We start from the raw sequence: 24,333 nt of genomic DNA, 5'->3' as shown, positions 1-24,333 counted from the left end.
ATCACCGGGGAGTCTCCGGAAGAACGGCGAAGCGTCCCATCACGTGGCGACGACGAGTCCAATAGAACCGGACGGGCCGGCCCGTCACAGCCTTGAACGAGTGGTCGTTCTCCGTCGACGGATGCCGGAGCTCGGCAAACGGGGTGGTACCGCGTCACCAGGATCGAATGGGTCTGGCGGCGTCCTCGCGCAGAAGCACTCGCCTGCCAGGAGAAGCATGCCGTACCCCAAGTCCGACGATTCGTCCTATTCCGCCGCCAACGACGGACAGGACGCGCAGCGCATCACGCCGTCTCCCCGCTTCCCCCGGATCGAAGAGGACATCCTCGCGTTCTGGAAGGGCGATGACACCTTCCGTGCCTCCGTCGACCAGCGGGAGGGCGCACCCGAGTGGGTGTTCTACGACGGGCCGCCGTTCGCCAACGGGCTGCCGCACTACGGTCACCTGCTGACCGGATATGCGAAGGACGTCTTCCCCCGTTACCAGACGATGCGGGGCATGCAGGTGCACCGCCGTTTCGGCTGGGACACGCACGGACTGCCAGCTGAGCTGGAGGCGGAGCGGCAGCTCGGCATCACCGACAAGAGCCAGATCGACGAGATGGGCATCGCCGCCTTCAACGCGGCAGCGAAGTCCTCGGTGCTGAAGTACACGCAGGAGTGGCGGGAGTACGTCACCCGCCAGGCCCGCTGGGTCGACTTCGACAACGACTACAAGACGCTCGACGTCACGTACATGGAGTCCGTGATCTGGGCGTTCAAACAGCTGTACGACAAGGGGCTCGCCTATCAGGGCTACCGCGTCCTCCCGTACTGCTGGCGCGACCAGACCCCGCTGTCCAATCACGAGCTGCGCATGGACGACGACGTCTACAAGATGCGGCAGGACCAGACCGTCACCGTCACCTTCCCGCTCGTGGGAGAGAAGGCCGAAGCGCTCGGTCTCACCGCGGTGCGCGCACTGGCCTGGACGACGACCCCGTGGACGCTTCCGACCAACGCGGCACTCGCGGTCGGCCCCGACATCCAGTACGCGGTCGTGCCGGCCGGACCGAGCGGGACTGCGGATGCCGAGGTGCGTCGCGAAGGCGGTGACGCATCCGAGGTGCTGAGCGGCGAGTACCTGCTCGCCCTCGACCTTGTCGGGTCCTACGCGAAGGACCTCGGCTACGACGCCGCGGACGACGCACGCGCTGCCGTCTCCCGCACGGTCACCGGATCCGACCTGGCCGGAGTGCGTTACGACCGCCTCTGGGACTACTACGCGGATGCCGAGAAGTACGGAACGCAGAACGCCTGGCAGATCCTCGTGGACGACTACGTCTCCACCGAGGAGGGCACCGGCATCGTGCACCAGGCGCCCGCCTACGGCGAGGACGACCAGCGCGTGTGCGCCGCCGCGGGCATCCCCGTCGTCATCTCGGTGGACGACGGCGGACGCTTCCTGTCCGACGTGACGGACGTCGCCGGCCTTCAGGTCTTCGACGCCAACAAGCCGCTCACGCAGGCGCTCAAGTCGATGGGCAGGCTGCTGCGCCAGGCATCCTACGAGCACAGCTACCCGCACTGCTGGCGGTGCCGCAACCCTCTCATCTACAAGGCCGTGTCGAGCTGGTTCGTGCGCGTGCCCGAGTTCCGCGACCGCATGGTGGAGCTGAACCAGCAGATCGACTGGGTCCCGGAGAACGTCAAGGACGGCCAGTTCGGCAAGTGGCTGGCCGGCGCGCGCGACTGGTCGATCAGCCGCAACAGGTACTTCGGCTCGCCGATCCCCGTGTGGGTGAGTGACGACCCGGCGCACCCGCGCACGGATGTCTACGGCTCGCTCGCCGAGCTGGAGCGCGACTTCGGCCGCCTGCCGCTGAACGAGAGCGGCGAGCCGGATCTGCACCGCCCGTTCATCGACGATCTCACGCGTCCGAATCCGGACGACCCGAGCGGTCGGGCGACCATGCGCCGCATCCCCGACGTGCTCGACGTGTGGTTCGACTCCGGATCCATGCCGTACGCGCAGGTGCACTATCCGTTCGAGAACCGCGAGTGGTTCGACGGAGTCGCAGGCGACGCCTCGATGCCCCAGCACAATCCGGCGGACTTCATCGTGGAGTACATCGGGCAGACGCGTGGATGGTTCTACCTGATGCACGTTCTGGGCACGGCGCTGTTCGATCGTCCTGCGTTCAAGCGGGTGATCAGCCACGGCATCGTTCTGGGCAGCGACGGCCAGAAGATGTCGAAGTCGCTGCGCAACTATCCGGACGTCGCCGAGGTGTTCGACCGCGACGGCTCGGATGCCATGCGCTGGTTCCTCATGTCGTCTTCCGTCCTGCGCGGTGGCAACCTCGTCGTCACAGAGGAGGGCATCAGGCAGGGCGTGCGCGAGGCGTTGCTTCCGCTGTGGAGCACTTGGTACTTCTTCTCGCTGTACGCCAACGCCTCCGGATACGAAGCGCAGCGTCGCACGGACTCGACGGACGTGCTCGACCGTTATCTGCTCGCCAAGACGCGCGAGCTCATCGACGCCGTCACACTCGACCTGGACAACCTCGACTCGACGCTCGCCGCGGCGAAGGTCCGCGACTTCGCCGACGTTCTCACCAATTGGTACGTGCGACGTTCGCGCGACAGGTTCTGGGAGGGCGTGACACCTGACGGCGGCAACACCGAGGCGTTCGACACGCTGTACACGGTGCTGGAGACGCTGACCCGGGTAGCCGCTCCGCTGTTGCCGCTGGTGACCGAGCGCATCTGGAAGGACCTCACCGGCGGGCGCAGCGTGCATCTGACGGACTGGCCGCAGGCATCCGAGTTCCCGTCGGACGAGGCGCTCGTGACCGCGATGGATCGGATACGTCAGGTGAGCTCCTCCGCTCTTGCGCTGCGCAAGGCCGCCGGCCTTCGCGTGCGTCTGCCGCTTGCCGAGCTCACGGTGGTGACGGAGGATGCCACCGCGCTCGAGACGTTCGAGAGCATCCTGCGCGACGAGCTCAACGTGAAGGCCGTTCGCCTGGTCGAGCTCACCGAGGACAGCCCCGCCGAGTACGGCGTGAGCAAGCGACTGACGGTGAACGCGCGGTCGGCCGGGCCACGGCTCGGCAAGAACGTGCAGGCCGCGATCCGGGCCGCCCGCGATGGCGACTGGAGCGAGGTGGACGGCGTCATCGTGGCCGGCGGGATCGCGCTGCAGCAGGGCGAGTACGAGCTCGTGCTCGAGACGGCGGATGCCGAGGAGACCGGTCGTGCACTCGCGCTGCTGCCAGGGGCCGGCTTCGTGCTGCTCGACACGACGACGACGCAGGATCTGGAAGACGAGGGCCTCGCCCGCGACGTCATCCGGGTGGTGCAGGAGAGCCGCAAGAACGCGGGTCTCGATGTGAGCGACCGCATCAGGCTGCGTCTCGTGCTCGATCGTGGGGGAGCGGATGCCGTGCGCGTCCACTCCGACCTGGTCGGGGCGGAGACGCTGGCCGTCGAGCTCGACGTCGACGTCGACGACGCCGTGGCGGATTCCGCCGAGTCCTCAGCCGTTGGAGCAGGTTCGGCGCTGCTGGTGAGTCTGGAGAGAGCACTGTGACCGACGTGACCGACGACGACGAGTTCCGTGAGGCGGCAGATGCCGTCTACGACACGCTCCTGACCCGCCTCGGCGAGGGAAGTCCTCAGCACCGTCTCGGGCCGACTCGCAAGGCCGTCGAGCTGCTCGGCGATCCGCAGCGGGCGTACCCGATCATCCACATCACGGGCACCAACGGCAAGACGTCGACGAGCCGCGTCATCGAGAGCATCCTGCGGGCCTACGGCCTCCGCGTCGGACTGTTCACCAGCCCTCACCTGCTGCGGTTCAACGAGCGGTTCATGATCGACGGCGTACCGATCAGCGACGAGGCGCTCGCCCGCAACTGGGACGACATCGCGCCATACGTGCAGATGGTCGACGCGGAGCTCGAAGCTCAGGGGGAACAGCGGCTCACCTTCTTCGAGGCGATCTCCGTGCTCGCCTTCGCCTGCTTCGCCGACGCGCCCGTCGACGTTGCGGTCATCGAGGTCGGCATGGGCGGCGAATGGGATTCCACGAACGTGGGGGACGGCCAGGTCGCCGTCTTCACGCCCATCTCGCTCGACCACACCGAACGCCTCGGATCGACCATCGCGGAGATCGCGCGCACCAAGAGCGGCATCATCAAGCCGTCGGCGACGGTCGTCAGCTCCGCTCAGGTTCCCGAAGCAGTGCAGGAGCTGCGGCGCGCGGCCGAGCTGCGCGAGGCATCCATCGCGTTCCAACCCGTCGACTTCGATGTCGAGAACGACGCCGTCGCGGTCGGTGGCCAGCTCGTCACGATCCGCGGACAGGCCGGCACGTACGGCGACCTGTTCCTTCCGCTCTACGGCGCACACCAGGCGCAGAATGCGGCGGTCGCCGTGGCGGCCGTCGAAGCGTTCCTCGGCGGCCGTGACGAGGCGTTGCGCCAGCCGCTGCTCGAAGAGGCTTTCGCGACCGTGACGTCACCGGGTCGCCTGCAGCTGATCGGCATCGAGCCGACAGTGCTCGTGGATGCCGCCCACAATCCGGCAGGCGCCCTCACTCTGGCTCGTGCACTGCCGGAGTTCTTCGACTTCGACGAGATCGCCTTCGTCATCGGGATCCTTCGCGACAAGGATGCCCACGGCATCGTCGACGCGCTGGCGCCGCTTGCGGCGCGGATCTTCGTGACCCAGTCGCACTCGGAGCGCTCGACCTCATCCGGCGAGCTTGCCGACAGCGTCGAGGAATGGACCCACGAGCACGCCGACGCATATGAGGACCTCGGCGACGCCGTCGAGGCGGCCCGGGCGTGGGCGGTGGAGGATGCGCGCCGTGCTGTCGTCGTGACCGGATCCATCGCCCTCATCGGCGAGACGCTCGCCCTCGCCCAGGAGCGCGAGTGGAAGGCGGCGGCCGAGTGATGGGCGGTTTCGCACCCGCGCCTCGGAGCGTGAAGCGATGAGCGATCGGGCATCAGCTCGGGCACCGCGTCAGCGCAGGGCGCGCGGCGCGCAGGAGAGCCTCGGCGCGATAGTGCTCGGGTTCGAGCTCGTCGTCGTCTTCCTCGGCAGCCTCGTGGTGTTCGGCCTGCACGCGCTTCCTCCGGCGGCGGCACTCGGCGGGGGAGCAGTGCTCATCGTGCTCATGATCGTGGCGATCCCGCTGCTGCGTTTCCGCGTCGGGTATTGGCTGGGCTGGTTCGTGCAGCTCGTCGTCGTCGCTGCAGGATTCCTCGTCGGCATGCTCTTCATCGTCGGCGCGATCTTCACCGCGATCTGGGCCTACGCCATGATCGCTGGCGCGCGACTTGATCGCCGCAACGCCGAGATCCGAGCATCCGGTCAGGCCGCGGACCACCCGTCCGAATCCGTCGAAGATTCCGAACCGACCCACAAGGAGAACGAATGACCACCATCGAAGAGACCCTCGTGCTCGTCAAGCCAGACGGCGTCGCCCGTGGACTGACCGGCGAGATCCTGCGCCGCGTCGAGGCGAAGGGCTATGCGCTCGTCGACATCAAACTCGTCGAGGCCGACCGGGAACTGCTCGCGCAGCACTACGCGGAGCACCAGGGCAAGCCGTTCTACGAGCCGCTGGTGGAGTTCATGGAGTCGGGGCCGATCGTGGCGATCCGTCTCGCAGGCAACCGCGTCATCGAGGGATTCCGCTCGCTCGCGGGCGCAACGGATCCGACCGCCGCCGCCCCTGGCACGATCCGCGGCGACCTCGCCCGCGACTGGGGCCTTGCGGTGCAGCAGAACCTGGTTCACGGGTCGGATTCGCCGGAGTCGGCAGCTCGCGAGCTCGCCCTGTGGTTCTGAGACCGAGTCAGCGCAGCTGACTCGGCGCTGGCGTCGCGGCGGAGGCCCACCGGGCCTCCGCTTTCAGCTCCAGCGCGTAGCTCGCGAGCTCTGATCTCTATGTCAGGTCGGTGCAGCTGCCGTGAGTTCCCGACTCGACGGATGTCAGGTCGCTCCGCAACTGGAACGGGGCCGGTCTACCGGAACGCGTTCGGAATCCATTGCACCTGGATCTGCGCGAAGACCGCGACGATCACGTAGCAGATGAGGGTGATCAGCGGAATCCAGGAGTACGCGGCAGCGAAGAAGGAGCGAACCCGCTCGTTCGTCGGGATGTTGCCCTCTTTGAGGTTGTAGAAGGTCACTGTCCAGAACGTCGGGATCGTGACCACCCACGTGATCATGCAGTACGGGCACAGCACGTACAGGTCGTAGAGGCTCGAGACGATCAGGAAGATCACGAGCACGAGCGCGCCGAGAACGCCCAGGTTGAACAGCATCCAGAACCAGCGCTTGAACCGCGCCCCGGCGAGGATCGCCACGCCGACGGCGATCGGCGCGACCCAGCAGGCGATGCCGATCAGCGGGTTCGGGAATCCGAGGACCGACCCCTGCCAGGAGGCCAGATTCTTCGAGCAGCCGATGAGCGGGTTGATGTTGCACGTCAGATTCGCAGCCGGATGCTCCAGCACCGTGAACTTGTCGAGGGTCAGCGCGAATGCCGCCAACCAACCGATGACGCCGGCGATGATGAGGAAGATCGCAAGCCCGATCGGCTGCTTCGTTTCGGTGGGGGAGTCGAGCGACACCATCGCATTATGGCAGAGCGGCACACGGGTTCCGCTGGCGCCTGAGAGGGCGGGGCAGGCAGTCGTGCGATAATGGAAGACAGTCGTTCGCACACCGTGCGAGCGGCGGCGAAGAAGCTTTTCCAGGCACCGCGCACGCGTGGATGTCTGGCCGCTTGGTCGCGCGCGATCGGGCGAGAAGACGTTGATGACCACGTGAGACAGTTCACGAAAAGAGACAGGGGACGGGCGAACGAAAGCGAGAGCAGCGACGGCAGCGCCACGAAGCGCGAAGTCCGTTGCGCACCCTTTCGAACGCCGAACCGAGGATTGGCGGACGAGCGCCCTGCGCGCCGCCCGCATGAGTACAGCCGTACCGGGTGCGCGCGTGCATCGTACGGTCGAGGAGTGCACCAGCGATGGTGGAGAACGATCAGAATTCATGGGACGAAGCAGGAGCACGAGGCAACGAAGGGGCGTCACCGCGTAAGCGTGGTCGGCTCTTCGGCGGTCGGCGGGCGAATCGCAGGGCCGACAGCAGTAGCGCATCCACTGCTCAGAACGACTCGAGCGCGAGCGCACCGCTCGCAGGGTCGGTGACGGGTGGCGCATCCGCTCCTGCAGCTCCCGAGCAAGCGTCGTCGGGTGTGACGCCCCGCGCGGAATCGTCTGCGACGACCTCGACTTCCAGCGTGTCCGGCACGGAGCCCGCGGAGACCGCGGACGATGCGCAGCAGGTGAGTCGTCAGGCGACCGAGCCCGAGGCCGAGGCCGCGGATGCCGCTGCGGCCGCATACGCCGCAGCCCACTCGGCGCAGGCGCCCGGTCTGCCCAGCACGGCACTGCTGTTCCAGGCTCCCCCCGTGCTCCCGCCGGCCCCTGTCGCAGCACGCGAGGAGACCCAGGAGCGCGAGGAGGCCACTTCCTCCCGCCGCCGCACGCGTCGTCGAGGTGCAGCGGATGCTCCGCGCGAGGAGGAGCCGAAGCGGCAGCGCGAACCGGAGCTCATCACTGAACCGCAGAAGGTGAAGGGCTCGACCAGGCTCGAGGCCAAGAAGCAGCGCCGCCGCGACGGGCGTGATGCCGGTCGTCGTCGTCCGGTGATCACCGAGGCCGAGTTCCTCGCCCGCCGCGAGGCCGTCGATCGCCAGATGATCGTCCGCTCGAAGGGTGGCCGCATCCAGATCGGGGTTCTCGAGGACGGCGTGCTCGTTGAGCACTACGTCGCCAGGTCGCAGGAGGCGTCGCTCATCGGCAACGTCTACCTCGGCCGCGTGCAGAACGTGCTGCCGAGCATGGAGGCCGCATTCGTCGACATCGGACGCGGCCGCAACGCCGTGCTCTACTCCGGTGAGGTCGACTGGGACGCCGCAGAGACCGGCAACCAGCCCCGCCGCATCGAGCTGGCGCTGAAGCCCGGCGACCGCGTGCTCGTGCAGGTGACGAAGGATCCTGTCGGACACAAGGGTGCTCGACTCACGAGCCAGGTCAGTCTTCCCGGCCGTTACCTCGTGTACGTGCCGAACGGCTCGATGAACGGAATCAGTCGCAAGCTGCCCGACACGGAGCGGGCGCGCCTGAAGAAGATCCTGAAGGAGGTGCTTCCGGAGAACACCGGCGTCATCGTGCGCACGGCGGCCGAGGGCGCGACTCAAGAGCAGCTCACCGTCGACGTCAACCGGCTCACGGCACAGTGGGCGGACATCTCGAAGCAGGCCGATACCGTGCAGGCGCCTGCGCTCCTGCACAGCGAGCCCGACCTGCTGATCAAGATCGTTCGGGATGTCTTCAACGAGGACTTCCAGAAGATGGTCATCGCCGGCGATGACGCCAGGCAGACCATCGAGAGCTACCTCCGCCAGGTTGCACCGGATCTGTTGGAGCGCGTCGAGCCGTTCCAGGGCAACCGTGACGCGTTCGATGAATTCCGCATCACCGAGCAGATCGAGAAGGCCCTCGACCGCAAGGTGTGGCTGCCCTCCGGTGGCTCGCTCGTCATCGACCGCACAGAGGCGATGACCGTCATCGACGTGAACACCGGCAAGTTCGTGGGCTCTGGCGGCAACCTCGAGGAGACCGTCACCAAGAACAACCTCGAGGCCGCCGAGGAGATCGTCCGTCAGCTGCGGCTGCGCGACATCGGCGGCATCATCGTCGTCGACTTCATCGACATGGTCCTCGAGTCCAACCGCGACCTCGTGCTGCGCCGCCTCGTGGAGTGCCTGAGCCGCGACCGCACGAAGCACCAGGTGGCGGAGGTGACGTCGCTGGGCCTCGTCCAGATGACGCGCAAGAAGCTCGGGCTCGGACTGCTCGAGACGTTCAGCGAAGCGTGCGAGGTGTGCGCGGGCCGCGGCGTGATCGTCCATCACGATCCGGTCAGCAGGCACCGTGCACCGCAGCCGCCCGAGCGTCGCCGTGGGGGCAAGACGGGTCAGACTCCCGCGCCGTCGAACGGCGGGAACGGAAATGGTGCGAACTCGAACCACGCGGGAACCCACGCCATCACCGACGACGCAAAGAGCGCGCTCGCGCAGATCGCGGCGAGCACGTTGCACGCGCACCACGACGAGACGGTGGGGGCCGAGCAGGCGTCCGTCGACGGCGCGCAGGGAACGGCGGATGCCGCGCCCGCAGCTCCGAGGCACCTCGCGGCGTCGGCATCCGACCCGTCGGGCGACAAGCAGGACGCGCCGCGCACACGGCGCGGCAGCCGCGGACGTGGCGGCGCACGCCGTGCGACCGGAGCGGATGTCTCCCGCACCGATGACACGGCGGTGGACGGCGCCGAGAAGGCTTCGAACGAACGGCCGGCTCCCCGGACCGAGCCGGAGCCCGCGGCGGCCGAGCGTGAGCCCGTGGTCATCGAGGCGGCAGAGGCCACTTCGGCGGACGGCGCGGTGGCGAGCGACGACGCTGCGCACCTGTCCATCCTCGACATCCCCGTTGAGGCTCACAACGAGCCGAAAGCACCGATCGATCGGGCGCAGGCGCAGGAGCTCCTCGGATCCGTCCTCGACGCACTGCCCGAGCCGAAACAACCCGGTCAGGGACGTGCGCGGCGGCGAGTCACGACGGCAGGGCTGACCGGTGGTGTGATCGCGGAGCACGACGACTCCCAGGCGAGCTGAGTGAGTGTGGGCGACGGCGCGCTTCGCCGTCGCTCACACTTCCGGCGGCGGTGCCGACCGTGCCCACGCGGAACGTGACTAGTGCGGATGCCGCTCTGCGGCCGTGATTCGGAGGCCGCTGTCTCGGAGTCGAACCACAAGTTCCCTGTTCGTGACCGGATGCGCGCCGGCGGCAACGAGGTCGTCGTGCAGTCGAGCCGGCACGTCGTAGTGATCGAGATCGAAGGCCCGCTCGGGTACGCCGTTCCCGAGTGCGAACGCGTGCAGTTCGTCGAGAGAGGCGTCACTGACCAGGTGCGACCACAACGTGCCATGGTTCGGCCACATGGGTGTGTCGATCAGGATCGCCATGCCGGCGAGTCTACGAGCAGCGTACGTACAGGCTTCGCAGGACGGAGTCCGCGACGGTCGCTCGGTCCCGCCCGACTCGCGGGCCGGTGCCCGGTTTGACCGTGTTGGTGTGGTCCGGTACGATTAACCCTTGGTGTGCGCCGACTTATCACGGCTAACGCCCTTTCGTTTTCTGGCACGAACCCTTCTCCCACTGGGGGCGTGACCGGCGACATTCAACGTCAGTCTGGGACTGGATCAGTCCCTCCTTCAGATAGGTACGAGTAGTGGTTTACGCAGTTGTGCGCGCCGGCGGTCGGCAGGAGAAGGTCGAGGTCGGCACCATCGTGACGATGGACCGCGTGAAGGCCGGAGAGAACGGCACCATCGAGCTCCCCGCGGTGCTCCTCGTCGACGGTGACAAGGTCACCAGCGACGCGAAGGCGCTGGCCAAGGTGAAGGTCACGGCCGAGGTCCTCGGCGACCTCCGCGGCCCGAAGATCGTGATCCAGAAGTTCAAGAACAAGACCGGTTACAAGAAGCGCCAGGGCCACCGTCAGGAGCTCACGCGCGTCAAGGTCACCGGCATCAAGTAAGCAGCGGCGAGGAGAGACACTCATGGCACACAAAAAGGGAGCGAGCTCCACTCGCAACGGCCGCGACTCGAACGCGCAGCGCCTCGGCGTCAAGCGGTTCGGCGGCCAGGTCGTGAACGCGGGCGAGATCATCGTCCGTCAGCGCGGCACGCACTTCCACCCGGGCGCGAACGTCGGCCGTGGTGGCGACGACACGCTGTTCGCCCTCGAGGCGGGCGCGGTCGAGTTCGGCCACAAGGGCGGCCGCAAGGTCGTCAACATCGTGGCGGTCGACTGACACGTCCTGTGCGGAACACAGCCGATGGGCGGGCCTCGTGCCCGCCCATCCGTGTTTTCGAAAGGACCAGGCGCGCGGAGCCATCCGCGGCCACCCCGATAGCGTAGAAGCGCCGCCTGGCGGCGAAGGGAGAGCATCATGGCGACGTTCGTCGACACCGTGACGTTGCACCTCCGTGCCGGTCACGGCGGCAACGGTTGCGTGTCCGTGCGACGCGAGAAGTTCAAGCCGCTCGCCGGTCCGGACGGCGGCAACGGCGGGCACGGCGGTGACATCGCGCTTGTGACCGATCCCGGCGTGACGACACTTCTGGCGTACCACCGTCATCCGCACCGTTCGTCGGCGAACGGCGGCTTCGGCATGGGCGACAACCGCAGCGGCGCATCCGGCGACGATCTCGAGCTGCCGGTGCCGATCGGAACGGTCGTGAAGGATGCCGACGGCTTCCCGCTCGCAGACCTCGATCAGCCGGGCATGCGGTTCGTCATCGCACCGGGCGGCCAAGGCGGCCTCGGCAACGCAGCGCTGGCCACCACCAAGCGCAAGGCGCCGGGATTCGCTCTGCTCGGCACGCCGGGCTGGGAGGGCGACCTCGTCCTCGAGCTGAAGACGGTGGCGGACGTGGCTCTGGTGGGCTTCCCGTCCGCTGGCAAGTCCAGCCTCGTCGCGGCGCTTTCGGCAGCGAAGCCGAAGATCGCGGACTATCCGTTCACCACGCTCCACCCGAATCTCGGTGTGGTGCAGGCGGGCGACGTGCGGTACACGATCGCGGACGTTCCTGGACTCATCGAGGGCGCCAGCGAGGGCAAGGGACTCGGGCTCGAGTTCCTCCGTCACGTGGAGCGCTGCAGCGCGCTGCTGCACGTTTTGGATTGCGCCACGCTTGAGCCCGGCCGCGACCCGATCACCGATCTCGACGTCATCCTCGGCGAACTCGCCGCCTACCCCGTGCCGGATGGCCAGGTTCCCCTGTTGGAGCGCCCGCAGCTCATCGCGCTCAACAAGACGGACGTGCCCGAGGCCGCCGAACTCGCCGAGTTCGTACGCCCCGACCTGGAGGCGCGCGGATACCGCGTCTTCGAGATCTCGACGGTCAGCCACCACGGGCTCCGCGAGTTGTCGTTCGCACTGGCCGGACTGGTCGAGGAAGCGCGCGCCCGTGAGGCCGCGGCGGCCGAGATCAAGCCGCGCATCGTCATCCGTCCGCGCGCGGTCGACGAGGCGGGCTTCACCGTCAAGGCCGAAGGCGGCTCCGACGGAACGATCTACCGCATTCTCGGTGCGAAGCCGGAACGCTGGGTGGCGCAGACGGACTTCGCCAACGACGAGGCCGTCGGCTTCCTCGCGGACCGGCTCGCGAAGCTGGGCGTCGAGGACGAGCTCGTGAAGGCGGGTGCCATCGCCGGTTCGACGGTGGTGATTGGGGCGGCAAACGGGGTGGTGTTCGACTGGGAGCCGACGCTGACGTCCACGGCGGAGCTGGTCACCTCGCCACGCGGAACGGATGCGCGCATCGACCAGAGCAATCGCCCCACGCGCGGCCAGCGTCGCGAGGAGTACCACGAGCGCATGGATGCCAAGGCTGAGGCCCGCGCCGAACTCGTACGCGAACGCGATGCCGGCCTGTGGCACGACGAGGACGAGTGACCCGATGGTGATCACCGACCGTTCGCTGGTGCCCGCTGCCCGCCGCATCGTGGTCAAGGTGGGCTCGTCGTCGATCAGCGGTGAGAACGCCCACCAGATCGGTCCGTTGGTGGACGCGCTGGCCGAAGCGCACGGCCGTGGAACCCAGGTGGTGCTCGTGTCGTCCGGAGCGATCGCCACCGGCATTCCGTACCTCGCGCTCTCTGAGCGCCCGAACGATCTCGCCACGCAGCAGGCGGCCGCTGCCGTCGGCCAGAACGTGCTCATCTACCGCTACCAGGACAGCCTCGACCGCTACGACATCGTCGCGGGCCAGGTGCTCCTGACGGCCGGCGACCTCGAGAATCCGACGCATCGCTCGAACGCGCGTCGTGCGATGGAGCGGCTGCTCGACCTGCGCATCCTGCCGATCGTGAATGAGAACGACACGGTGGCGACCCACGAGATCCGGTTCGGCGACAACGACCGCCTCGCGGCGCTGGTCGCGACTCTCATCCGAGCAGACCTGCTCGTGCTGCTCTCCGACGTGGACGCCCTCTACACGAGGCCTCCGCACGAGCCGGGCGCCGAGCGCATCGACTACGTGGCAGCGGATGACGCACTCGACGGAGTCGAGATCGGCTCGACGGGTCTCGCCGGGGTCGGCACCGGGGGTGCTGTGACCAAGGTCTCCGCCGCCCGCCATGCGGTCGAGGCGGGCAGCGCCGTGCTGCTCACTTCCACCCGGCTCGTGCGTGCCGCTCTGGACGGCGAGCCGGTCGGCACGTGGTTCGCCCCTCGACAGCAGGACGAGCCGGCCGTCGCACCACCGCTGAGCGCCTAGCGTCGAGCCGGGGAGCGGCCGGGTGCGCGCTCTAGACTGGCTCGATGGTCCCCACCGTTCTCGAGTCGGCTTCGTCGTCCCTGGATTCCGCGTCGACGGATGCCGCTTTCGCCCGCAAACTCGAGGCCGCGAAGGCCGCGTCGCTGCCGTTGGCCACGGCGACGACGGCGCAGAAGAACGATGCCCTCGAGCAGATCGCGCTGTCGCTGATGGCGTCGGCCGATCGCATCATCGAAGCCAATGCTGCAGACCTCGATCGAGGGCGCGAGAGCGGGTTGTCGGCAGGCTTGCTCGACCGTCTCACGCTCGATGAGAAGCGGATCGCAAGCCTCGCGCAAGCCGTGCGCGACATCGCGACCCTGCCGGATCCCGTCGGCACCTCGGTGCGTGGCAGTCGACTGCCCAACGGCGTCAGCATCCAGCAGGTGCGGGTTCCGTTCGGCGTCGTCGGAGCGATCTACGAGGCGCGTCCCAACGTGACGGTCGATATCGCTGCTCTCGCGCTGAAGAGCGGCAACGCCGCGGTGCTGCGCGGCGGCAGAGCCGCAGAGTCCAGCAACCGCGTGCTCGTCGCGCTGATTCAGGAAGCGGTCGCGCGAACCGGCCTTCCCTCGGATGCCGTCCAGACCGTCGACGAGTTCGGTCGGGCCGGCGGCACCATGCTGATGCAGGCGAGAGGCCTGGTGGACGTGCTGATCCCCAGGGGCAGCGCGGATCTCATCCGCACCGTCGTCGAATCGGCCAAGGTGCCGGTCATCGAGACGGGCGCCGGAGTCGTGCACATCGTGCTCGACGAGAGCGCGGACGAGAAGTGGGCCGTCGACATCGTGCGAAACGCGAAGGTGCAGCGTCCCAGCGTCTGCAACGCCGTCGAGACCGTACTCGTGCACAGTGCTGCCGCGCCCCGCCTCCTGCCCGCTGTGCTGGGCGCGCTCCGCGAGGAGGGTGTGACGGTGCACGCGGATGAGCGGGCTCTTGCGATCTTTCCCGACGCTGTTCCGGTGGTCGAGGAGGACTGGTCGACCGAACACATGAGTCTCGATGTCTCCGTCGGTGTCGTCGATTCGCTGGATGAGGCGATCGCCCACATCCGCCGCTACTCGACGCAGCACACCGAGTCGATCATCACCGACGACCTCCGGAACGCGGAGCGCTTCCTCGCCGAGGTCGACTCGGCGGTGGTGATGGTGAACGCGTCCACCCGGTTCACCGACGGAGGCGAGTTCGGCTTCGGAGCCGAGGTCGGCATCTCAACGCAGAAGCTTCACGCACGGGGTCCGATGGGGCTGCCGGAGCTGACGAGCACGAAGTGGCTGGTGCGCGGGAGCGGTCAGATGCGGGCCTGACTCCAGACGTGACACGACGCGGGCGCGCGGCTGGGTGCCCGCGTTCATGAGTAGACTGGCAGCCTGGCATCCGCCACGAAAGGAAGAGTCGCATGACGTTCGTCGCCGCAGCCATCGCAGCCGAGGAAACCTCCGGTGCTGTCACAGTGCAGCCCTGGGCGCTCGGCGTCGTCGTGCTCTGCGTGTTCGCCGCTCTCGCCTTCGTCGTGTGGACCTATCGTGACGTGGCGAACCGCCACAGCCACAAGGCAGAGGCGGATGCCGCCCAGCACGCAGGTGCTCCCGGTGCGTTTCACCACGGCGCCGGTCACCCGTCTACGCAGGATCACTGACCCTCGGGTTCCATGCAGCCGACTGCGTCCACGGGACCGTCCGGACAGCGTCGCCAACGCGTCGGTGTGATGGGTGGAACCTTCGACCCCATCCACCACGGCCACCTGGTCGCCGCGAGTGAGGTGGCGCAGTCGTTCGACCTCGATGAGGTCATCTTCGTTCCGACCGGACAGCCCTGGCAGAAGGGCAATGTCACCGAGGCGGAGCATCGCTACCTGATGACCGTGATCGCCACGGCGTCCAATCCACGCTTCACCGTGAGCCGGGTGGACATCGACCGGCTGGGTCCCACGTACACGATCGACACGCTGCGCGATCTGCAGGAAGCGCGTCCGGATGCCGACCTCTTCTTCATCACGGGAGCGGATGCGATCGCCCAGATCCTCAGCTGGCGCGACGTCGAGGAACTCTGGAAATTGGCTCACTTCGTCGCTGTGAGTCGACCGGGACATCTCCTCGAGGTGACGGGTCTCCCCAACGGCGACGTAAGCTTGTTGGAGGTTCCGGCATTGGCGATCTCCTCCACCGACTGTAGGGACCGTGTCAGCCGGGGTTTCCCTGTCTGGTATCTCGTACCCGATGGAGTTGTCCAGTACATCTCCAAGCATCACCTTTACCGGAGTGTGGCATGACGTCGTGGCAAGACCAGCCGCCACAGACTCGGCGCCAGGCAAGAGAGAATCAGCGCGCCGCTGAGCGCGAACTCGGGCCCGCCGAGGGCGAGCAGCCTCCTGTTTCACGCCGCGCAGCAACTGTCGCGCCCATTCAAGGGGGCGACGTTCCTCAGGTCGCCACGCCGTACTCGTTCGCTTCGACCCAGCGCGATCCAGCGCCTCAGGGTCCGGCTGCGCCCGTTGAGGCGCCGCCGATGCGGCCCCGAGCCCCTCGGTACGAGGAACTCTCCTTCGACAGTCTCCTCGCGGCCTCGCACGCCGGGGGACCGGCCAACGCCGCCCCCGCTGAGGATCGTGCCCCGGCATCCGTGGTTTACGCGCCCGGCGGACAGCAGCCGGCCGTCCGTCCGCAGGCGGCCCCTTCACGTCCAGCGCCGTCGGCCGAGGTGCCGTACGGGCAGTCCGCATACTCGGCGCAGCCCGGTGCATACACGCAGCAGCCGACCGCAGCACCGCAGGGTTCGCCGCAGCAGGCTCCGGCGCCGACCAGTGCACCGTGGAATTCACCCATGGGCCAGCAGGCTCCGTCGGCACCCGAACCACGCGGCGGTGCGACGTACTCGCCGACGCAGACCGGCGCCGTTCCGCAGGCCGTCGACGGGCATCCCCTGACCAGGCGCGAACTCCGCGCCATGATGCAGGCTCAGACGGCAGGCGAGTCGACACAGACCGAGGCCGACGCTCAACAGGCCCCTGGCGCGCAGCGGGTCGGCGGGGTTGCGGCCAACGCGGCCCAGCCCGGCCCAGCTCAGCAGTACGCGCCGCAGCAGGCCGCGGCGCAGCCCAACGGCCAACAGTTCAACGGCCAGCAGTTCAGCGGCCAGCAGCTCAACGGTGCACAGTCGGGTAGCGGTCAGTTCGCCGGCGGCCAGTTCAACGGTGGCCAGTACAACGCGCCGCAGACGGCAGCATCGCAGGCGGCGCAGCAGACGGGGACGACCCCGTACCCCGGTCCTCAGGTTCCGGCTCCTTCGCAGCAGCAGCCCGGCGTCAGCGCGCCGCAGCAGGCTCCCGCGATGCCCTTCACGGCGGCAGGCACTCCGCAAGGGGCGCCAGCTCAGCCCGGGCAGGATTCAGCCTTCGCTGCGCTGCTCAACGGTGGCGCCGAGGTTCCCCCTCAGCCTCCTGCGACGCATCGGGTCATCCCGCCGGCGGCAGCCCCTCACGAGCAGGCAGCACCCCAGGTGCCGATCAGCGTGACGCCGTCTCGGACATCGCAGCAGGGGGCGTCCGCTGCCGCGGCGGCGGAGATTCCGCAGGCGGGCATCGGAGCGCGCGCCTCTGGCGGCCAGAACGGTCCGGCGACGGATCCGCAGCTCGCTGCCCGCGCAGCGGGCCACTGGTCCACCATGAACGACGACGATGCCGGATCGCCGAGGTCGGCGGTGTCGACGGGCAGCGTGACGACCGCGAATGCGCTGATCCTGCCGTCGGTTCCGTCGGCAGGACTCGCGACGGCGCCGCTGACGAGCACCGGCGAGGTGATCGTCACAGGTTCCATCGAGCTCCCGCGATCGCTCGGATCGACGGGACAGCATCCGGATCACTTCGATTCGTCGGACATCGACCGGCTGTTCGAGGAGTCGGATGCCGTGCCGAACTCGAGCGTCGCCCCGGTTCGCGCAAGCAAGGCGGTCGCGACCCACACGTCAACACGCGGCATGATCACCCCGCCCAGTAAACGCGGCAACCGACTGCCGGTGGTGCTGGCGGTCACGGCGGGATTCATGGCGCTGGGCGTGACGGCGCTTCTGGTGGCGGGCTACGTCTTCCATGCATTCTGACCCGATCGACGTCGAGTCCTCGTTCTCTGCGGGGCATGTCCGATCCGGATCCTCACAACTCAGATCACACGAGGTGACTACCGTATGACCGCGTCAGCGCGTGTGCGCGAACTGCTCCAGCTGGCCGCCGAGGCCGCAGATTCGAAGACCGCAACCGACTTGATCGCACTCGATGTGTCGGGCCCACTGCCGCTGGTCGACGTCTTCCTCCTGGCGACGGGCAACTCGGAACGCAACGTGATGGCGATCGCCGCAGAGGTGGAGGACCGCCTGAACGAGGCCGGCGCGAAGACCTTGCGACGTGAGGGGCGATCCGAGGGGCGCTGGATCCTGCTGGACTTCGGCGACCTCGTCGTGCACGTCTTCCACCAGGAGGATCGGGCCTACTACGCACTCGAGCGCCTGTGGCGGGATTGCCCGACTGTGCCGTTCGAACTGCCGGTCGTCAACGAGGCGTGAGGCCGGCTTCCGATTCGTCTCCCGGCAGTCGGATGTAGTACTCTAGTGAGGTTGCTCCGCACGACGGAGCAGCGAGCAAGGGTCTGTGGCGCAGCTGGTAGCGCACCTGCATGGCATGCAGGGGGTCAGGGGTTCGAGTCCCCTCAGATCCACCAAACGAGAGAAACGAAAGGGTCCCGCTGAGGCGGGGCCCTTTCGTTTCTCTGCGGCGGCGTCGAACGTCGAGGACGACGTGCGGATCGCACGCGAGGCGATAGTCGGACCGGCCATGTCGGCGATCCCGTTCGACGGTATGGACGATCTCGGGCGCAGCGCGAAAGCCGACGAGTTCAGGCTCGGCCGCGGCATATGGACGCGGGATGTCGGCAAAGCGCACAGCGTCGCGAAGGCGTTCCGCACCTGCATGGCGTGGGTCAGTTGCTACGGCCTCTTGGATCCGGCGGTGCCGTTCGGCGGCTACCGGATGTGCGGATACGGATGCGAGTCCCGCGTGCATCACCTCGACGGACATCTCGAGGTGAGGTCGGTCATGATCAGGACGGTCTGATCTCGAGTGCCGGCTCGACGTCCGCACGCAGGCTCATTCCGTGCTCGAGCAGTGCGGGCGAGCGCAGTCCCGTGCGGCGCGTGATCACGCCTGCGCGGACCGCACCGGCTGAACGAGGTCGGTGACCCATTCGGACTGCGGGCGGTCGCCCGGAGTCCAATAGACCTCCCGGCAGACGCCGTCGAGCTCGTATCCGTTGTCACGAGCCCAGGTGATGAGCGCGTCCCACGACTCGCCGATGAGGGCGACCTCGCCTCTGTGGACGGTCACCGCCGCCTGGGCGATACCGGACAGCGTGTGGACATCCAGTCCATCGACTGGTGCCGTGTCCGAAGGCACGACGAATCCGGCCGTGACGATCGCGCCGGTTCCATCGCCGGATTCGTCGGCCTCGTAAAGGGCTATCGCAGGCCCGAAGTCGTCGACCCCGGCTGCGGCGAGCAGACCGGCCGATTCCGGGAACATGGGTCCGACGACGGGGGAGATGTTGACCGGGCCGAAGCCTGGCGCCTTGCGGGTGAGGGTCGCGACGAGCTGCGGTTCGATCGAACGGATGTCGGCGGTGATGGTCTGCGAGGTGGGCATGACGGTTTCTCCTTGGATTCGTCGGAGGCTCGCATCGACGCGCCGCAGCCGAGCCTGCGCGTCGGCGATGGCAGCTTGCAGCTCGCGATGGGCTGAGGTGAGCATCCGCTCGACCTCGCCGTCGTCGGCGTCTCCCCAGATCACGCGCGATACCTGTTCGAGTGTGAGGCCGAGGCCCTTGAGCTCGATGATACGGGTGAGCGCGGTGAGCTGAGTCGGCGCGTACGCGCGATATCCCGTGAGCGGATCCACCCGCGCGGGTCGAAGCAGGCCTATCTGGTCGTAGTGGCGAAGCATCCGTACGGATACCCGGCCGATCGACGCGAACTCTCCGATGGTCAGCATGATCCTTACGAGAATGCCGCCTGACACCGTGTGAGAGTCAATACCGAACGAGGATTCTCAGACGCACTTCACGCGCGCTGCGCGCACCCTCGACGGGCTGCTAGCCGAGTGCCGGCTTGATGTCCCGCACGATCGACTCGAGCACGCGTGCGTTGAAGTCGACGCCGAGCTGGTTGGGCACGGCCACCAGAATGGTGTCGGCGTTCTGCACTGCAGCATCGCGCGCGAGCTCCTCCGCGATCACGTCGGGCTCGCCGATGTAGCTGCGGCCGAACCGCGCCAGCTCGTCGCCGATGTAGCCGACCTGGTCGTGGGCGTCCGCCTGGGCACGCAGACCGAAGTAGCGTCTGGTGTCGTCGTCGATGATGGGGAGGATGCTCCGGCTCACCGACACCCGCGGCTCGCGTTCGTGGCCGGCCTTGGTCCACGCTTCGCGGTAGAGCCGCAACTGCTCGGCCTGCAGCTCCGCCAGCGGAACTCCAGTGTCCTCGGTGAGAAGCGTGGAGCTCATCAGGTTCATGCCTTGCTCGGCTGCCCACACGGCCGTTCCGCGGCTGCCGGCACCCCACCAGATGCGCTCGGGAAGCGTTTCGGAGCGCGGTTCGATCGCGAGCGGCACGCGTTGCCCGGTCATCTCCGGATTCGAGTACACCAGCCCTGCGCCCGCAATCGCCGCACGGAACAGCTCGGTGTGGTTCCTGGCCATATCGGCGTCGGATTCGTCCTCGCCCGGCAGGAATCCGAATGCCTCGTATCCCTTGTCCGCGGTTTCCGGTGAGCCGCGGCTGATGCCGAGCTGGAGTCGACCGCCCGCGATGAGGTCGGCGGCAGCCGCCGATTCGGCGGCGTACAACGGATTCTCGTAACGCATGTCGATCACGGCCGTGCCGATCTCGATGCGCGAGGTGCGGGATCCGATCGCCGCCAGCAACGGGAACGGAGAGGCGAGCTGCGGAGCGAAGTGGTGCACGCGCACGAACGCGCCGTCCGCTCCGACATCTTCTGCAGCCTGCGCGATTTCGATCGTCTGCTGCAGTGCGTCGGCTGCACTTCGCACGACAGAGCCTTGAACAGGCGACCAGTGCCCGAAGGACAGGAAACCGATGCGCTTCACTGCAGTGTCAGCCTCGAGCGGTGCACAGGTATTCCCGGTGAACCGGATCCGGCATCAGTACCAGTGCGGGTTCTCGGAGATCTCGTGGTTCCATGCGCCGCACGGTGTGCCGTAAACGGTCGAGATGTAGGCAAGGCCCCAATTGATCTGCGTATCGCCGTTCGTCTGCCAATCGGCGCCCGCCGACGCGAGCTTGTCGGCGGGGAGGGACTGCGGAATGCCGTACGCACCGCTCGACGAGTTGTACGCGTTCCACTGCCAGCCCGACTCCTGATTCCACAGCTGGATCAGGCAGGAGAACTGGCTGCCGTCCCAGCCGTAAGCACCCATGCGTCCCTGGGCGAAGGACTGAGCGTCACTGGCGCTGCACCCGCCGGTGCATGGTGCCGAGAAATCGATGGTCGAGTCGCTGCCGCTGATGGCGTTGGCCGCCTCTGCAGCCTTCTGGCGAGCGTCGTATCCGACCCAGTACTGCGCCTCGATGTCCGCCGCTTGTGACTCGAGGCTCGCGGCTTGGGCCTGAAGGACGGCCCCTTGCGTCTGCTGGGTCGCCAGCGCTGAATCTGCGGCGGCCTTCGCAGCCTGAGCCGCCTGGTACTTCGTGTCCGCGTCTTGCTCGAGACCGACGCGGATGTCCTCGGCCTGCTTCGCCTGCGCCTGCAGCACCGAAACCACGTTCTGCTTCTGCTTGGCGTACGTCTGCAGCTGCGCAACGTGTCCAGTCAGCTGGCTGACGGCTCCGAGCTGATCGAGCAGGTCGCTCGCGTGCCCATTGCTCAACAACAGCTTTGCGGTGAGGTCGCCGCCGCCCGACATGTACAGCTGGCTCGTCAGCTTGCCGTATTGGGTCTTCGCCTGCGACGCATCCTTCTGCGCGGTGCCGACCTGGTTGTTGATCGCGTCGAGCTTCGTGGTCTGCGCGTCGAGGGCGTTCTTCGCTGTCGTGTACTCGAACTCCTTCTTGAGTTCGTCCGCCGCCGCAGCCTGGGCGGCTTGCTGAAGCTGACCGATGAGCGCTTGGATCTTGTCGTACTCCGCCTGTGCCGCAGCGGCGTTGGCCTTCGCGGCCTGCACCTGATCCCAACTGGGATAGTCGTCGGCGTGCGCCGGTACCGCAGTCAGCAACGGAATCGCCATCGCCGCGGCGACGCCGAAGACGACCAATCGAAGGCGGCCCCCCGGCCTCCTGTCTGCGTTCGCGGATCGGGTTCTGCGCACGGCCACGTCTTCCACCATAGGCAGGCATTCGGCAAGGTCAACGCGAAACGCCCGGCGACGCGAACGTCGGCGAATGCGGGATGCCGCCCGAAATCGGCGTCCAGGCGTCGGCCGTCGGTGCTTGACTGACCCGGTGACCACTTTGCAGCGTGCGGTGCTGACCGTCGCGATCCTGGCATCCCTCGTGGCATTCCTCGACGGATCCGTCGTCAATGTCGCCCTTCCGGCCATCGAACGAGAGCTGGGCGGGGGCCTCGTGCTGCAGCAGTGGGTGGTGGATGCGTACCTCATCACGCTCGGCGCGCTCATCCTCCTCGCGGGGTCGCTTTCGGACGCGTTCGGGCGCAAGCGAATCCTGATGATCGGCCTCTTCGGCTTCGGGATCGCGTCGATCGCGTGCGCCGTGGCCCCCGACGGTGTGTCGCTCGTCGTGTTCAGGGCCATCCAGGGCATCGCGGGCGCGCTGCTGGTGCCGAGTTCGCTCGCGATCATCATCCAGGTGTTCAGCGAGGACGACCAGCCGAAGGCCATCGGGCGCTGGACGGCCTGGACCTCGGCGGCCATGCTCGTCGGGCCGCTGCTCGGCGGGCTCTTCGTCGACACCCTGTCGTGGCGGCTCGTGTTCGCCATCAACCCGATCCCGATCGCTGTGACCATCGTGATCCTGTGGCGAATCCAGCTCGACCACGAGCACGCCCACGGTCACATCGACTACCTGGGCGCCGTGCTCGGCGCTGTCGGGCTCGGCGGAGTGGTGTTCGCGCTGATCGAGCAGGGCCAGGTCGGCTGGGGCGATCCGCTCGTGTGGGGCGTCGGTGCGATCGGATGTCTGTGCCTCGTCGCGTTCGTCGTCGTGGAGATGCGGACGAAACAGCCCATGCTGCCGTTCGCCCTGTTCCGCATCCGCAACTTCGGAGTCGGCAACGTCGCCACTCTCGCTATCTACGCGGCGTTGTCCCTCGGAACGCTGATCGTGGGCATCTACCTGCAGGAGGTCGCCGGATACAAAGCGACGCTGGCCGGGCTCGCGCTCGTCCCGGCGACGGTGGTCTCGCTTCTGCTGTCCGGCCGGTTCGGTGCACTCTCCGGCAAATGGGGGCCGCGACTCTTCATGGCAGTAGGTCCGCTGGTCGCCGCCGGCGGATACGCCCTGCTGCTCACCATGGGCACGGACGTGAACTACTGGCTCGAAGTACTTCCCGGCATGCTCGTCTTCGGCCTCGGCCTCTCGATCACGGTCGCCCCTTTGACGGCCGCGATCCTCGGCGCTGTGCCGCCGGAGCATGCAGGCATCGGCTCCGCGATCAACAACGCCGTCGCACGCATTGCGGGTCTGGTCGCCGTCGCCTGCGCAGGGCTGATCGTGGCCGGCCCTCTCGATCAGGGGGGAATGAGACGGGTGCTGGCTGTGTGCGTGGTACTGCTCGTGCTCGGGGGCGTGGTGTCGGCGATCGGCATCACCAACAAGAGAAGGCGTCCGCAGGCTGCCACGCAGGCGGCTATACCGACAGCACAGGGCCCGCTGCCACCAACGCGATGACGTCGACCAGGGCGGCTGTCATGATCAAGCGCATCAGCCACCTGGAGTGCACGCCGCGCAGAGTGAGGACGACGCCGAGGCAGGCGATCGCCACCGTGATCACCGATCCGACGATGACGAGCACGGACGGCCATCCACTGAGGCCCGCCAGCGCCACCGCGCCCACCGCGATCAGGACGCCGACGACGGCAAGGAGGCCGAACGAGACGAGGCCGCCGATCCGCGGTCCGAGAAGGTGCCCGAAGCCGCGGACGCCCGTGATGCGATCCTGCTCGAGGTCGGGGAGGACGTTCGTGACGTGCGCGGCCGCGCCGAGCAGGGATCCGGCTGCCACGACCCACCACGCCGGCCACTGCGGCGTCGGAGCGCCCAGTGTGACGATGGCCGGCAGCGTTCCGAAGCTGACGAGGTAGGGGACGACGGAGAAGAGGGTGCGTTTCAGTCCCGCGTTGTAGCTCCACGCGCTGCCGAGCGCTACGACGTGCGCGACGAGGGCGACCGGTCCAAAAGGGACCGTCAGCACCAGCGCGAGTCCGAGCGCGACGAATGCCGCGATCCCCACGGTGCGCCGTGTGATCGCGTGCGCGGCGATCGGCTTGTCCGCTCGCGCGACGGCGCTGTCGCGGGCGGCGTCGATCCAGTCGTTGGACCAGCCGACGGACAACTGATCCGCCAGCATCGCAGCGGTCAACAGCACAACGCGCCAGGCCGGGTAGGCAACAGCGATCGCGAGGACCGCGGCGACCACGGTGACCACGAGTGCTGGGCCGGGATGGCTCGCCAGCGTCAGTGCCCGCACCGCTTTCGGCATGGGGACATGTTAGGGCGTGCCGGACGGTTCGTGACCGGCACGGCACTCGGCACGCTGTGTGCTGTCAGCAGCCGGTCGAACGCGACACGATTGCCCCACTCCTCCGGCTCCAGTCCGACCATCGACGGCGCGATAGGGGACCCCGCATGTGCGGCTGAAGTC

23 protein-coding genes and 1 tRNA gene are annotated in these 24,333 nt (G+C 67.7%); 17 read left to right on the top strand and 7 right to left on the bottom strand.

The genetic code is table 11. The features are described from left to right. Nucleotides 1–217 precede the first annotated feature (217 nt). Genes ileS through ndk form a run of 4 tightly spaced genes read left to right on the top strand, consistent with a single transcriptional unit; the run spans nt 218 to nt 5,844 of the window. Nucleotides 218–3,574, top strand: a complete 3,357-nt coding sequence (gene ileS, locus HII28_RS02880) for an isoleucine--tRNA ligase (protein ID WP_170024034.1) — start codon at nt 218–220, stop codon at nt 3,572–3,574. A 5-nt stretch (nt 3,575–3,579) separates the two neighbouring features. After that, nucleotides 3,580–4,944, top strand: a complete 1,365-nt coding sequence (locus HII28_RS02875; protein ID WP_170025923.1) for a folylpolyglutamate synthase/dihydrofolate synthase family protein — start codon at nt 3,580–3,582, stop codon at nt 4,942–4,944. Nucleotides 4,945–4,981: 37 nt separating this feature from the next. Next, on the top strand, nt 4,982–5,431 hold the full coding sequence (locus HII28_RS02870) for a DUF4233 domain-containing protein (RefSeq protein ID WP_170024033.1): 450 nt from the start codon (nt 4,982–4,984) through the stop codon (nt 5,429–5,431). Beyond that, nucleotides 5,428–5,844, top strand: coding sequence for a nucleoside-diphosphate kinase (gene ndk / locus HII28_RS02865; RefSeq protein WP_170024032.1), 417 nt, complete (start codon nt 5,428–5,430; stop codon nt 5,842–5,844). The genes HII28_RS02870 and ndk overlap by 4 nt, the downstream gene beginning before the upstream one ends. A 176-nt stretch (nt 5,845–6,020) precedes the next feature. On the opposite strand, the gene HII28_RS02860 is transcribed toward ndk, so the two are convergent. After that, nucleotides 6,021–6,635 carry a vitamin K epoxide reductase family protein gene (locus HII28_RS02860; protein ID WP_170024031.1) on the bottom strand — a complete coding sequence of 205 codons (615 nt, stop codon included), beginning with the start codon at nt 6,633–6,635 and terminating at the stop codon, nt 6,021–6,023. Nucleotides 6,636–7,167: 532 nt separating this feature from the next. Beyond that, nucleotides 7,168–7,314 carry a hypothetical protein gene (locus HII28_RS20605; RefSeq protein WP_346769333.1) on the bottom strand — a complete coding sequence of 49 codons (147 nt, stop codon included), beginning with the start codon at nt 7,312–7,314 and terminating at the stop codon, nt 7,168–7,170. On the opposite strand from HII28_RS20605, the gene HII28_RS02855 reads away from it, so the two are divergent. Next, nucleotides 7,259–9,742 (top strand): Rne/Rng family ribonuclease, encoded by a 2,484-nt coding sequence (locus tag HII28_RS02855; protein ID WP_346769315.1) that lies wholly within the window; start codon nt 7,259–7,261, stop codon nt 9,740–9,742. The two genes, HII28_RS20605 and HII28_RS02855, sit on opposite strands and share 56 nt — an antisense overlap. Nucleotides 9,743–9,820: 78 nt before the next feature. On the opposite strand, the gene HII28_RS02850 is transcribed toward HII28_RS02855, so the two are convergent. After that, nucleotides 9,821–10,093 (bottom strand): DUF4031 domain-containing protein, encoded by a 273-nt coding sequence (locus tag HII28_RS02850; protein ID WP_170024029.1) that lies wholly within the window; start codon nt 10,091–10,093, stop codon nt 9,821–9,823. Nucleotides 10,094–10,359: 266 nt separating this feature from the next. Between HII28_RS02850 and rplU the strand changes: the two genes are divergently transcribed. The 11 genes from rplU (at nt 10,360) to HII28_RS20430 (ending at nt 18,558) form a co-directional block, all read left to right on the top strand. Next, nucleotides 10,360–10,668: a 50S ribosomal protein L21 gene (gene rplU / locus HII28_RS02845; protein WP_170024028.1), complete on the top strand. Its 309-nt coding sequence runs from the start codon at nt 10,360–10,362 to the stop codon at nt 10,666–10,668. Between the two features lie 22 nt (nt 10,669–10,690). Then, a complete protein-coding gene (gene rpmA, locus HII28_RS02840) occupies nt 10,691–10,945 on the top strand; it encodes a 50S ribosomal protein L27 (protein ID WP_170024027.1) in 255 nt (84 codons plus the stop codon). 138 nt (nt 10,946–11,083) lie between these two features. Then, entirely contained in the window at nt 11,084–12,592 is a 1,509-nt protein-coding gene (gene obgE, locus HII28_RS02835; protein WP_170024026.1) for a GTPase ObgE, read from the top strand. A gap of 4 nt (nt 12,593–12,596) precedes the next feature. Further along, nucleotides 12,597–13,415, top strand: a complete 819-nt coding sequence (proB, locus tag HII28_RS02830; RefSeq protein ID WP_170024025.1) for a glutamate 5-kinase — start codon at nt 12,597–12,599, stop codon at nt 13,413–13,415. A 44-nt stretch (nt 13,416–13,459) separates the two neighbouring features. After that, nucleotides 13,460–14,761: a glutamate-5-semialdehyde dehydrogenase gene (locus tag HII28_RS02825; protein ID WP_170024024.1), complete on the top strand. Its 1,302-nt coding sequence runs from the start codon at nt 13,460–13,462 to the stop codon at nt 14,759–14,761. A 92-nt stretch (nt 14,762–14,853) separates the two neighbouring features. After that, nucleotides 14,854–15,093: a hypothetical protein gene (locus tag HII28_RS02820; protein WP_170024023.1), complete on the top strand. Its 240-nt coding sequence runs from the start codon at nt 14,854–14,856 to the stop codon at nt 15,091–15,093. Between the two features lie 12 nt (nt 15,094–15,105). After that, the gene (gene nadD / locus HII28_RS02815; protein WP_170024022.1) at nt 15,106–15,726 is read left to right on the top strand and encodes a nicotinate-nucleotide adenylyltransferase; all 621 of its coding nucleotides are present in this window, start codon (nt 15,106–15,108) and stop codon (nt 15,724–15,726) included. A gap of 236 nt (nt 15,727–15,962) precedes the next feature. Then, nucleotides 15,963–17,552 carry a hypothetical protein gene (locus HII28_RS02810; protein ID WP_170024021.1) on the top strand — a complete coding sequence of 530 codons (1,590 nt, stop codon included), beginning with the start codon at nt 15,963–15,965 and terminating at the stop codon, nt 17,550–17,552. A gap of 84 nt (nt 17,553–17,636) precedes the next feature. Then, nucleotides 17,637–18,011, top strand: coding sequence for a ribosome silencing factor (gene rsfS / locus HII28_RS02805; RefSeq protein WP_170024020.1), 375 nt, complete (start codon nt 17,637–17,639; stop codon nt 18,009–18,011). Nucleotides 18,012–18,090: 79 nt separating this feature from the next. Continuing rightward, nucleotides 18,091–18,166 (top strand) — tRNA-Ala (locus HII28_RS02800). Beyond that, complete coding sequence (locus HII28_RS20430) at nt 18,127–18,558, top strand: aldehyde dehydrogenase family protein (protein ID WP_277348420.1); 432 nt, start codon at nt 18,127–18,129, stop codon at nt 18,556–18,558. The genes HII28_RS02800 and HII28_RS20430 overlap by 40 nt, the downstream gene beginning before the upstream one ends. Before the next feature lie 84 nt (nt 18,559–18,642). Here HII28_RS20430 and HII28_RS02790 read toward each other — a convergent pair whose 3' ends face one another. From HII28_RS02790 to HII28_RS02780, 3 genes are all read right to left on the bottom strand, one after another. After that, nucleotides 18,643–19,488, bottom strand: coding sequence for a MerR family transcriptional regulator (locus tag HII28_RS02790; RefSeq protein WP_170024018.1), 846 nt, complete (start codon nt 19,486–19,488; stop codon nt 18,643–18,645). A 100-nt stretch (nt 19,489–19,588) separates the two neighbouring features. Continuing rightward, nucleotides 19,589–20,602, bottom strand: coding sequence for an LLM class flavin-dependent oxidoreductase (locus HII28_RS02785; RefSeq protein ID WP_170024017.1), 1,014 nt, complete (start codon nt 20,600–20,602; stop codon nt 19,589–19,591). Nucleotides 20,603–20,656: 54 nt separating this feature from the next. After that, entirely contained in the window at nt 20,657–21,826 is a 1,170-nt protein-coding gene (locus HII28_RS02780; RefSeq protein WP_346769157.1) for a hypothetical protein, read from the bottom strand. A gap of 127 nt (nt 21,827–21,953) precedes the next feature. On the opposite strand from HII28_RS02780, the gene HII28_RS02775 reads away from it, so the two are divergent. After that, nucleotides 21,954–23,360 (top strand): DHA2 family efflux MFS transporter permease subunit, encoded by a 1,407-nt coding sequence (locus HII28_RS02775; RefSeq protein WP_346769156.1) that lies wholly within the window; start codon nt 21,954–21,956, stop codon nt 23,358–23,360. Here the strand turns inward: HII28_RS02775 and HII28_RS02770 are convergent. Then, entirely contained in the window at nt 23,320–24,171 is an 852-nt protein-coding gene (locus HII28_RS02770; RefSeq protein ID WP_170024015.1) for a UbiA family prenyltransferase, read from the bottom strand. The genes HII28_RS02775 and HII28_RS02770 overlap by 41 nt on opposite strands. Between the last annotated feature and the right edge of the window lie 162 nt (nt 24,172–24,333).

Source organism: Planctomonas sp. JC2975 (assembly GCF_012985205.1).
In the GTDB taxonomy this organism is placed as follows: Bacteria; Actinomycetota; Actinomycetes; order Actinomycetales; family Microbacteriaceae; genus Humibacter.
The sequence above is the reverse complement of the archived record's forward strand: the minus strand, read 5'-3'. Positions and strand labels throughout refer to the sequence as shown.

Coding starts and splice junctions, on each gene's coding strand:
- HII28_RS02860 (WP_170024031.1), bottom strand. CDS start 6,635: ATGGTGTCGCTCGACTCCCCCACCGAAACGAAGCAGCCGATCGGGCTT.
- HII28_RS02870 (WP_170024033.1), top strand. CDS start 4,982: ATGAGCGATCGGGCATCAGCTCGGGCACCGCGTCAGCGCAGGGCGCGC.
- ileS (WP_170024034.1), top strand. CDS start 218: ATGCCGTACCCCAAGTCCGACGATTCGTCCTATTCCGCCGCCAACGAC.
- proB (WP_170024025.1), top strand. CDS start 12,597: ATGGTGATCACCGACCGTTCGCTGGTGCCCGCTGCCCGCCGCATCGTG.
- HII28_RS02850 (WP_170024029.1), bottom strand. CDS start 10,093: ATGGCGATCCTGATCGACACACCCATGTGGCCGAACCATGGCACGTTG.
- rpmA (WP_170024027.1), top strand. CDS start 10,691: ATGGCACACAAAAAGGGAGCGAGCTCCACTCGCAACGGCCGCGACTCG.
- HII28_RS02820 (WP_170024023.1), top strand. CDS start 14,854: ATGACGTTCGTCGCCGCAGCCATCGCAGCCGAGGAAACCTCCGGTGCT.
- HII28_RS02825 (WP_170024024.1), top strand. CDS start 13,460: ATGGTCCCCACCGTTCTCGAGTCGGCTTCGTCGTCCCTGGATTCCGCG.
- HII28_RS20430 (WP_277348420.1), top strand. CDS start 18,127: ATGCAGGGGGTCAGGGGTTCGAGTCCCCTCAGATCCACCAAACGAGAG.
- obgE (WP_170024026.1), top strand. CDS start 11,084: ATGGCGACGTTCGTCGACACCGTGACGTTGCACCTCCGTGCCGGTCAC.
- HII28_RS02810 (WP_170024021.1), top strand. CDS start 15,963: ATGCGGCCCCGAGCCCCTCGGTACGAGGAACTCTCCTTCGACAGTCTC.
- ndk (WP_170024032.1), top strand. CDS start 5,428: ATGACCACCATCGAAGAGACCCTCGTGCTCGTCAAGCCAGACGGCGTC.
- rsfS (WP_170024020.1), top strand. CDS start 17,637: ATGACCGCGTCAGCGCGTGTGCGCGAACTGCTCCAGCTGGCCGCCGAG.
- HII28_RS02770 (WP_170024015.1), bottom strand. CDS start 24,171: ATGCCGAAAGCGGTGCGGGCACTGACGCTGGCGAGCCATCCCGGCCCA.
- nadD (WP_170024022.1), top strand. CDS start 15,106: ATGCAGCCGACTGCGTCCACGGGACCGTCCGGACAGCGTCGCCAACGC.
- HII28_RS02790 (WP_170024018.1), bottom strand. CDS start 19,488: ATGCTGACCATCGGAGAGTTCGCGTCGATCGGCCGGGTATCCGTACGG.